The organism is Sulfurihydrogenibium yellowstonense SS-5 (assembly GCF_000173615.1).
In the GTDB taxonomy this organism is placed as follows: domain Bacteria; phylum Aquificota; class Aquificia; order Aquificales; family Hydrogenothermaceae; genus Sulfurihydrogenibium; species Sulfurihydrogenibium yellowstonense.
The window spans coordinates 1-10206 of sequence record NZ_ABZS01000045.1 but is presented as its reverse complement, the minus strand read 5'-3'; the positions used below and the strand labels follow the sequence as shown (position 1 = coordinate 10206).

General features: G+C 33.0%; 7 protein-coding genes and 1 pseudogene. 3 read left to right on the top strand and 5 right to left on the bottom strand.

Going from position 1 to position 10206, the window contains the following annotated elements:
* The 3 genes from typA to groES form a co-directional block, all read right to left on the bottom strand.
* On the bottom strand, window positions 1–1793 hold a 1793-nt coding region (typA, locus tag SULYE_RS02870), incomplete at its 3' end, for a translational GTPase TypA (RefSeq protein WP_007546321.1).
* Window positions 1794–2163: 370 nt separating this feature from the next.
* The gene (gene groL / locus SULYE_RS02860) at window positions 2164–3798 is read right to left on the bottom strand and encodes a chaperonin GroEL (protein ID WP_007546319.1); all 1635 of its coding nucleotides are present in this window, start codon (window positions 3796–3798) and stop codon (window positions 2164–2166) included.
* Between the two features lie 21 nt (window positions 3799–3819).
* Window positions 3820–4116 carry a co-chaperone GroES gene (gene groES / locus SULYE_RS02855; protein ID WP_007546317.1) on the bottom strand — a complete coding sequence of 99 codons (297 nt, stop codon included), beginning with the start codon at window positions 4114–4116 and terminating at the stop codon, window positions 3820–3822.
* Window positions 4117–4641: 525 nt separating this feature from the next.
* Between groES and SULYE_RS02850 the strand changes: the two genes are divergently transcribed.
* Genes SULYE_RS02850 through SULYE_RS02840 form a run of 3 tightly spaced genes read left to right on the top strand, consistent with a single transcriptional unit; the run spans window position 4642 to window position 8325 of the window.
* Window positions 4642–5451, top strand: a complete 810-nt coding sequence (locus tag SULYE_RS02850) for a phosphate/phosphite/phosphonate ABC transporter substrate-binding protein (RefSeq protein WP_007546313.1) — start codon at window positions 4642–4644, stop codon at window positions 5449–5451.
* On the top strand, window positions 5448–7010 hold the full coding sequence (locus SULYE_RS02845) for a two-component system sensor histidine kinase NtrB (protein ID WP_007546311.1): 1563 nt from the start codon (window positions 5448–5450) through the stop codon (window positions 7008–7010). The genes SULYE_RS02850 and SULYE_RS02845 overlap by 4 nt, the downstream gene beginning before the upstream one ends.
* A complete protein-coding gene (locus SULYE_RS02840; RefSeq protein ID WP_007546309.1) occupies window positions 7003–8325 on the top strand; it encodes a sigma-54-dependent transcriptional regulator in 1323 nt (440 codons plus the stop codon). The genes SULYE_RS02845 and SULYE_RS02840 overlap by 8 nt, the downstream gene beginning before the upstream one ends.
* A gap of 272 nt (window positions 8326–8597) precedes the next feature.
* On the opposite strand, the gene SULYE_RS02835 is transcribed toward SULYE_RS02840, so the two are convergent.
* Window positions 8598–9914: an MATE family efflux transporter gene (locus SULYE_RS02835; protein WP_007546307.1), complete on the bottom strand. Its 1317-nt coding sequence runs from the start codon at window positions 9912–9914 to the stop codon at window positions 8598–8600.
* Window positions 9908–10206 (bottom strand): annotated as a pseudogene (locus tag SULYE_RS08325) (tellurium resistance protein TehB); the annotation flags it as partial. The gene SULYE_RS02835 and the pseudogene SULYE_RS08325, both read right to left, overlap by 7 nt.

Genomic DNA, 10206 nt, shown 5'->3' with positions numbered 1-10206 from the left:
CTTATTCTTATAGCATCCGGCGTTACTTCTATAAGCTCATCTTCATTAATCCATTCCATGGCTCTTTCAAAGTCCATCTTTTTAGCCGGGATGATTTTAATGTTTTCATCAGAGCCGGAAGCTCTCATGTTAGTTAATTTCTTTTCTCTTGTTACGTTTACATCAAGGTCATTATCTCTACTGTGTTCTCCTACAATCATGCCTTCGTAAACTTCTGTGCCCGGTTCTATAAAGAAAACTCCTCTATCTTGTAGTCCAAAAATTGCGTATGGTGTTGCTACACCTTTTCTATCAGCTATCAATGCTCCGTTTTGTCTTGTTTTAATCTCTCCCTGCCACTCTTCCCAGCCTTCAAAGATTGTATTGATTAATCCTTCACCTCTTGTATCTGTTTTAAACTCTGACCTGTATCCAATCAGTCCTCTTGATGGAACGATAAATTCAAGCCTTACCCTTCCAAATCCATGATTAATCATGTTTATCATTCTGCCTTTTCTTGAACCAAGCTTTTGAGTAACTGTTCCTACGTACTCTTCAGGAATATCTATTAAAACCCTTTCTACCGGCTCTAATTTTTTACCATTTTCTTCTTTTACTATAACTTCAGGTTTTGATACTTGAAACTCATAGCCTTCCCTTCTCATCATTTCAGCCAATATAGATAGCTGTAATTCTCCTCTACCCATTACTAAGAATGAGTCTGGATTTTCTGTGTCAGATACTCTTATAGCAACGTTAGTTAATGTCTCTTTGTACAATCTATCTCTTAAATGTCTTGATGTTAAAAATTTTCCGCTTCTTCCTGCAAATGGAGAATCGTTTATTGAGAATATCATAGATATTGTAGGCTCTTCTACTGTTATTGGAGGAAGTCCTACAGGATTTTCAGCGTCAGCTATAGTTTCTCCGATGGTTATATCTTCCAATCCTGCTATTGCTACTATATCTCCTGCTTTTGCTTCTTTTGTTTCTACTCTTTTGAGTCCTTCGTAAGTATACAATGCTCTTACAGTTCCTTTAATTATTGCTCCATCTTTTTTTACCACTGACACTTGTTGATTTACTTTTACAGAACCGTTAAAAATTCTTCCAATTGCTAACCTTCCGACGAAGTTGTCATAATCTAAGGATGTAATCAAAAATTGCAATCCCATATCCGGATCATAAGATGGTGCCGGTATATACTCTATGATTTTATTAAACAATGGTTTCAAATCTTTTGAATCATCTTCAAGGTTTTCTTTTGCGATTCCGTCTCTTGCTATCGTGTAAAGAATTGGAAATTCAAGCTGCTCTTCCGTTGCGTCTAAATCTATAAATAAATCGTAAACTTCATTTATCACTTCTTGAATTCTTGCATCCGGTCTATCTATTTTATTTATAACAACGATAGGTGTTAGATTAGATTCTAACGCTTTTCTTAAAACAAATCTTGTCTGAGGAAGTGGTCCTTCTGATGCATCAACAAGAAGTATTACACCATCAACCATTTTTAATGTTCTTTCTACCTCTCCGCCAAAATCAGCGTGCCCCGGAGTATCAACGATGTTAATTTTATAGTTTTTATATCTTATAGCCGTATTTTTTGCCATAATTGTGATACCACGCTCTCTTTCTAAGTCAATATTATCCATAACTCTTTCTGCTACTTCTTCATTTTCCCGAAAAGTACCACTTTGTTTAAGTAGTGCGTCTACAAGCGTTGTTTTTCCATGGTCTACGTGGGCGATAATAGCAATATTCCTAATATCTTCCCTAACTGCTTTTGGTGCTTTTTTCTCTTCTAATAGCATTTTTTCTCCTTGTGAAATTTAAAAATAAAAATTATTATTATATCATTTTTTTGCAAGTGTATGAAAATTTTATAAAATTTAAAAAGCGATCCTTCGGCTTTACAGCCTCAGGATAATAAAGAAAAAGAATAATAACGTTCTTCTGAAGCTGTAGAGAAGGCTCTGCTGCTTTTTTATACCCCCCTAATCTGCAATCAGCCGTGAGAAGAGTTTCCTTTTTCCTTTTTAAAAGAGGAGATCCTTTTCTAGTCAAAAAATCAAAAAGGAGATCCTTCACTTCGCTGCTGGATGACACGGAAAGAATGCTTGTGAAAAACAAAAAAGCCCCCGTTAAGGGGGCTTCATATATTTATTAATTTAAGAATTTATCTTAGAAGTCCATGTCTCCCATTCCACCGCCTGCGCCCGGGAGTTTTTCTTCTTTTTCCTTAATTTCTGCCACTAAGCATTCAGCTGTAAGCATTGTTCCTGCAATAGATGCAGCATTTTGGAGAGCTGTTCTTACAACCTTAGTTGGGTCGATGATACCAGCTTCTACCATGTCTACATACTCACCGGTTGCTGCATTGAATCCGTAGTTTACATTGTCAACATCTTTGATTTTTTCAATTATAACAGATCCTTCGAATCCTGCGTTATAAGCAATTTGTTTTAATGGAACTTTGCAAGCATTTTTAACAATCTTGATGCCCCAAGCTTTGTCTGTGTTTTCTTCTTTTATGTTGCAAAGTGCTCTTGATGCTCTGAATAATGCAATACCACCACCAGGAACAATACCTTCTTCTACTGCAGCTTTTGTAGCATGTACTGCGTCATCAACTCTATCTTTTTTCTCTTTTAATTCTGCTTCTGTAGCAGCACCAACTTTAATGATAGCTACACCGCCGGCAAGTTTAGCAAGTCTTTCTTGTAATTTTTCTTTGTCATATTCAGAAGTTGTTGTTTCAATTTGTTTTTTGATTTGCTCTATTCTTGCTTTTATATCTTCCGGGTTTCCTTTTCCTCCGATGATTGTAGTGTTATCTTTGTCTACAACAACTTTATCAGCTTTGCCAAGCATATCTAAATCAACAGATTCGAGTTTGATTCCAAGGTCTTCTGTGATTGCAGTACCGCCTGTTAAGATAGCAATGTCTTGGAGCATTGCTTTTCTTCTTTCACCAAATCCTGGAGCTTTAACTGCACATACTCTTAATACTCCTTTGATGTGGTTTACTACTAATGTAGCAAGAGCTTCTCCTTCAACATCTTCAGCAATTATTAAAAGTGGTCTGTTTGTTTGAACAACTTTTTCTAATACTGGTAAAAGCTCTCTTATGTTGCTTACTTTCTTTTCATAGATTAAGATGTATGGATTTTCTAAAACAGCTTCCATTTTTTCTGGATTTGTTACAAAGTATGGAGATAAGTATCCTCTATCAAATTGCATACCTTCTGTTACTTCTAATACAGTTTCTGCAGATTTAGATTCTTCAACAGTAATTACACCATCTTTTCCTACTTTTTCCATTGCATCTGCAATGATTTTACCAATTTCTGGGTCGTTGTTTGCAGAGATTGTAGCAACTTGTTCAATCTCTTTTCTTCCGGTAACTGGTTTAGATATTTTTTTGAGTTCTTCAACGATTATTTTAACAGCTTCATCAATTCCTCTTTTTACATAAACAGGGTTCGCACCAGAAGCAATTGCTTTTAATCCTTCTTCATAGATTGCTTGAGTTAACACTGTAGCTGTTGTTGTTCCATCACCGGCAACGTCTGCTGTCTTAGATGCAACTTCTTTTACAAGTTGAGCTGCCATGTTTTCGTATGGGTCTGTAAGCTCTATTTCTTTTGCAACAGATACACCGTCTTTAGTAACTACCGGAGATCCCCATTTTTTCTCTAAAATTACTTCTCTACCTCTTGGTCCAAGTGTTACTTTAACTGCGTTTGCAAGTTTATCAACACCTGCTTTTAATTTAGCTCTTGCTTCATCACCATAAACTAATTTTTTTGCTGCCATCTATGCTCACCTCCTATTTTTTTATTGTTCAATAATAGCTAAGATATCATCTTCTCTTAAAATGATTAACTCCTCACCATCAACTTTAACTTCATTTCCTGCATACTTGCTAAAGTATACTTTATCCCCTACTTTTACCTTGAGAGGAACTACATTTCCATTTTCTAAGACTCTACCTTCTCCTACCGCTATAACTTCACCAATTTGAGGCTTTTCTTTTGCTGTATCCGGAATAATGATTCCTGCTGGAGTTTTTGATACTTCTTCTTCAACTCTTTTGATAACAACTCTGTCATACAGAGGTTTTAACTTTGCCATTTGCGCCTACCTCCTTTTAGATTTTAATTCATTTTATATTATACATTATCTTTTTAATCTTGTCAAGAATATTGATTTTAATAAAGTCAAATTATATATAAATAATATACTCAAATCTTAAAAATTTTCAAGAGTAGGGGAAGAGTATTCCAAAATTTTCGTAAGCTTACCTTCCCGTCATCCTAAGGACTTAAGTCCGAAGTATCTCATATTTTGATTTTTTTAATTTGAAAAGAAAAAATGAGATTCTTCGCTTCGCTCAGAATGACGATGAGGATTTTTACAAGCAATCTCATAGATTTAGGAGAATTTATAAGACAGTTTTTTAAAATTCCTACAGGTTGGATAATCATGCTAAATACCTTGGAGGAAAAATAAGTGATTTTTATAAAATTTAAAAATGTGATCCCTCAGACTTACGTCTTCGGGATGACAAGCCAAAAAGAAAAAGTTTAACAATTTCTTTTCCAACCTATTCAAAGATAGTGTTTGCTAACTTGATGTTTTTGGATATATATTATTTCCATGCTTTTTAGTATACTGATTTTAAGCTTACTAATATTTAATATCTCTTTTGCACAAGAAAGCCTTACATTTGCAGTTTTATCTTATGGGGATACTGTTAAAGAGTACAAACGATACTCTGTTTTATCAAAATACCTATCTTCCAAATTAAACAAAAAAGTTGATATGGTGATTGTTGAAAATGTTGACAGAGTTTTTGAGCTATTTGAAAGAAAAGAAGCACGTTTGGCCGTCGGGTGTTCTGTTGTATACTTTGAGCTAAAAAGAAAGTTTAACGTTGAAGCTGTGGCTGTAATGAAAATAAACGGCAAAGCCGTAGAAAACGGCGTTCTTGTTGTTAAAAAAGACAGTCCAATTAAATCCATTGAAGATGTAAAAGGAAAAAAGATTACCCTTGGCAGTCCTATCTGTATGAGTAATTGCGTTATGCCTTTATACATGCTTTCACAGGCTGGAATAACTCAAGAAGATGTAATAAATATATGGAGCTCCGGAACGGATAAAGGAGCCATCTTGGCAGTTCTCGCAGGAATTGCAGATGTAGCCGGAATAAAGGAAGAAAGCTTAAAAGCGTATCAAGACCAACTTAGAGTAATAGCAAAGTCTCCATCCTTCCCAAGACATATAATCATGGTATCAAAAACCTTGGATAAAAAACTTTATGAAGATATAGAAAAAGCTTTATTCTCAATCGATCAAGAAACGTTAAAAAATATGGAAATAGATGGCTTTGAAAAACCAAATCCAAACATGTTTCAAGTTATAAAAAATTATAGAAAAATTCTTGACTTATTCCCTGTATTAAAATGATTCTGAGAAACCTGTCCATCAAGCTTAAAACATCTTTATCAACAGCCATCTATGTTTTAATCATACTAACTGGTTCTATTATCTTCACCGTCAGCAACTTTTACGACAGAATACTAAACGACAGGATTTTATCCTTAGAAGAGAATATAACAAGTCTTGCAGAAAGCTACAAAGAAAAGATCATTGTTAAAAACTTTGAAAAAATAGATGAGTTTGTAAATTTCCTTACAAGAAATAAAGCCATAAAACAGGTTTATGTATTAGATAAAGATGGAACAATAATAGGCAGTAATAATTTGTCTTTGTTAGGTTATAAATATAATGAAAAAAACATTAACGGTTTGGCAAAGTTTATCTATGATTTAAAAGTGGATACAGAAATTATTGGAAAATTAATAGTTTTTTATGATATTGAAACTATCGAGAACGAACTAAAAGAAGATATTCAAAAAATAGTATACCCCCTTTCTATAGTAGTTTTATTTATATTCATTGCCACATTTACCGGAATTTTCTTTATTTCAAGTATATTAGTAAAACCACTTGTTGAGCTGAAAGAAAAAATAATAAACCTTTTCAATTTAGATTTTCAAAATCTAAAAGATATCGTTAATCTAAAACCTGTTATAAAACAAGAAAAAAAATGTGATAAGGATATATCTACAACTTGTTGGCTGACTTCTGAAAATGCCGGAGAGGTTCTTTTTGATATTGGCAGTAAAGCCATAAAAGAATGTCCAAAATGTCAGATGTTTAACAATCTATCCGGAGATGAGATAAACAAGCTAACATTTAGTTTTTATATTATGATTTCTTCATTGAATGATTATATAAACAAGCTTGAAGAGGCACACAGAGAAAGAGAAACCTTAAGCTGTATGGCTGCAATGGGAGAGATGAGCGCAAAAATAGCCCATGAGATTAAAAATGCGCTTTATTCTATATCAAATGCGGCATACTATATAAAAACAAACTCTGATAATGAGATTATAAAAGAGTTTGGAAAAATCATAAAAGAAGAAAGTAGCAGACTAAATGAAATGACCGTATCTTTTTTAAACTTTTCTAAATTAATAGAGCCAAAATTTAGCTATACAAACATCAACAAAGTTATAGAAGATTCGGTTAAACTTTTAGCCTACGATTGTGAAGATTATAATATAAAGCTTGAGCTGAATCTTGATAAAAACTTACCATCATCAATGGTAGATAAGAACTTATTCAAACAAGTGATTGTTAATCTTGTTTTAAACTCTATTGATGCTATAAAAGAAAAAAACATTCAAGACGGCTATATAAAAATTTCCACTTATTACAACAAAGATAAAAACAAAATACAAATAACCGCTCAAGATAATGGAATAGGAATTAAACAAGAGCATAAAGATAAGATTTTTAAGCCATTTTTTACTACAAAACAGAAAGGAACAGGTCTTGGTTTGCCTATGGTTTACAAAATTGTTTTCTCACATAAAGGAACGATTAACCTTATTTCAGAATATGGAAAATACACTAAATTTATAATAGAACTACCTTTAGAGGTAAAGGATGATGTTTAAAATTTTATTAATTGATGATGAGGAAAGTATCTTAAAAGTTATCAAAACGGTTTTATCAGAAGCGGGATTTGAAGTATTGACTGCAAAGTCTAAAAAAGAAAGCTTAAGCTTATTAGAAAAAGAAAAGTTTGATTTAATAGTCTCAGACTTTTTATTAGAAGATGGAACAGGATTAGAGATTTTGGAAAGTTTCAGAAAGAAGGATATACTTACACCTTTTTTAATCATTACAGCTTACGGGTCTATAAATGGAGCTGTAGAAGCTATCAAAAAAGGAGCTAACCACTACATACCAAAGCCAATAGATACAGATAATTTAATCAAATTAATTGATTTTTATATCAAAAAACAAGAAAATTTTGATGTAGAAGAAGAGTTTGATGGCATCATTGGAAAAAGTCAAAAGATGAAAGATTTATTCAAAGAAATAGATATTGTAAGTAAAAGCGAATCTTCTATTTTGATTGAAGGAGAAAGTGGAACAGGAAAAGAGCTTGTTGCAAAAGCCATTCATAGAAGGTCAAAAAGAGCAAACCATCCATTTATTCCTATAAACTGTTCTGCTATACCAAACGAGCTTTTTGAAAATGAGCTTTTTGGTCATGAAAAAGGTTCCTTTACCGGAGCATCAAACAGAGAAATCGGAAAAATAGAGCTGGCTGGAGAAGGTACATTATTTTTAGACGAAATAGGAGAGATGCCACTATTTATGCAGGCAAAACTTTTAAGAGTTCTTCAAGAAAGAGAATTTTTTAGAGTTGGAGGAAAAGAGTTAATAAAAATGAGATGTAGAGTTATCTCAGCAACCAACAGAAACCTTGAAGAAATGGTCGAAAACAAAGAATTTAGAGAAGACCTATTTTATAGAATAAATGTAATTCATTTAAAAATTCCACCTCTTAGAGAAAGAAAAGAAGATATTCCTCTCCTTGTCAAGAAATTTATCGATAAGTTTAGCAAGGTTAATAACAAAAATGTATATGATATTGGTAACGATGCTTTAGAAATATTGATGAATTACGATTGGCCTGGAAACGTTAGACAGCTTGAAAATATAATTGAAAGGGCAGTTGTGTTATGTCAAGGTGAAATAATTACAGCTAATCATCTTCCTGACAGGATAAAGTCTAACTCCCAAAAAATATCAGAAAATATAAGGTCAGAAAATAACAGTTTAAATCTTTATGATATTGAAAAAAATATTATTTTAAAAGTTTTACAAGAAGAGAATTTTAACCAAACAAGAGCAGCTCAAAAACTTGGAATTTCAAGAAAACAGCTAAGAACAAAGATGAAAAACTTCGGTCTTCTCTGAAAAGGTGAGAAGTGAGAATTAAAAAGATATTCTTTTCGCTGTCATCCTGAGGACTTAAGTCCGAAGGATCTCATATTTTGATTTTTTTAATTTGAAAAGAAAAAATGAGATTCTTCGCTTACGCTCAGAATGACATCTTTGGGTCGTTCTTTGTCATCCAGCAGCGCAGTGAAGGATCTAATGTTTTAATGTGTTTTGAAAGGAAGGAAACAATAACAGGAGATTCTTTGCCAGCTGTAGAATAACGATGTAGATTTTTGTAAGCACTCTCACTAAACTTTAATCTTTTTCCAATCGCCCTTTTTAAAGAAATACCAAAGTATAGCTGCTTTTAGGTATGTTTCTAAAAACATCGCTAAATACACAAATAAAATATTTCCAAAAATTTTTGAAAGTATGTAAGCCGGGATGATTCTTAAAACCCATAAAGAAAATGTATTTATATATAATGTTGTTTTTGTAGCTCCTGCACCTCTTAAAACACCGCTTAAAACAAACCCTATTGCTAAAGGAATTTGAGTTAGTCCTACTATTCTTAAGTATAAAGAGGCCTCTTCTATTGTTTTTTTATCATTTGTAAACACCATAGCTAAATACTCAGGAAAGATTACCATCACAACGCCCATAAGACCCATGAAAATAGAAGCAATCTTTATTATCTCTTTTGCATATACTTCTGCCTGCTGTGGATTGTTAGAACCAAGGCTTTGACCTACAAGAGTCATTGCTGCAATTGTAAAACCAAAGCCCGGCATGAACGCAAGCCCTTCTATCCTAAGCCCTACGTGATAACCTGCAAGTGTATAAATTCCATAATCCGCTATAATCTTTACAAAGAGTAAAAAAGAAAAGTATGTTAAAGTCCTTTCAAAACCGCTTGGAATACCGATTTTAAGAATCTTCTTAACTTCTTCAAGCAAAAATTCAAATTCAAATCTAATTTTTGAATGTTTTGAGTTTATCACATACAGATACATAAAAAAGCTTATGTAATAGCTTATGGCTGTGGCAATGGCAGCACCTTTGACTTCAAGCCTTGGAAATCCAAAATTCCCAAATATCAGTCCATAAGCAAGTACCGTGTTTATAATGTTTGCAACGATTACTATCTTTAAAGGCGTTTTTGTGTCTCCTGCTGCATTAAATGCAGAGTATATAGCCATCTCCATGAATAAAACCGGAAAGGTTAAAGCCAATATAGAAAAATACTCTTGACCAAGTCTGATTACTTCATCAGAACCTGCCATAAACATGAAAATATACTTAGAAAAGAAAAAGCCTAAGATTGTAAACGGAATGGATAGCAATAAAGAAAAAACAGATATAGAAAAGGCAGTTTTGTTTGCCTGTGAGTACTGCTTTGCTCCGATGTACCGGGAAATTACAACAGAAGTGCCTACTGAAAAAGTAGCCATCATTGCATACAAAAGCCCTAAAAACTGCATAGATATGCCGGCTGACGCGATGGCAGAGGGAGAAACCCTTCCGAGCATGATCATATCTACAAGCACTTGAACGATATCTAAAAAATTGCTTAAAGCAGCAGGAACTGCCAAAGATAAAATCTTTTTTGTATCTTGATTTAGCATCTTTTTATTGCAACCAAATAAGCCTTGTATGCTTTTTCATTTTTACAAGTAATGACTTCCTTTTCTTGATAGAATACTATTTCCAAAGATAAAAAGCTATGTAATAGCTCATTTTTTCTAAGTAAAAAATCACTGTTTTTTGATGGACTTCCTTCAAGGAAAGTTTCAAAAATCAAAACACCATCTTTCTTTAAAGCTTCCTTAATGTATGGAAATAAAATTCTCTCTAAAAAGTTTATATTGATTATCAAATCGTATTTATCTTTATCCGGTCTATAAATTTTTAAATCTT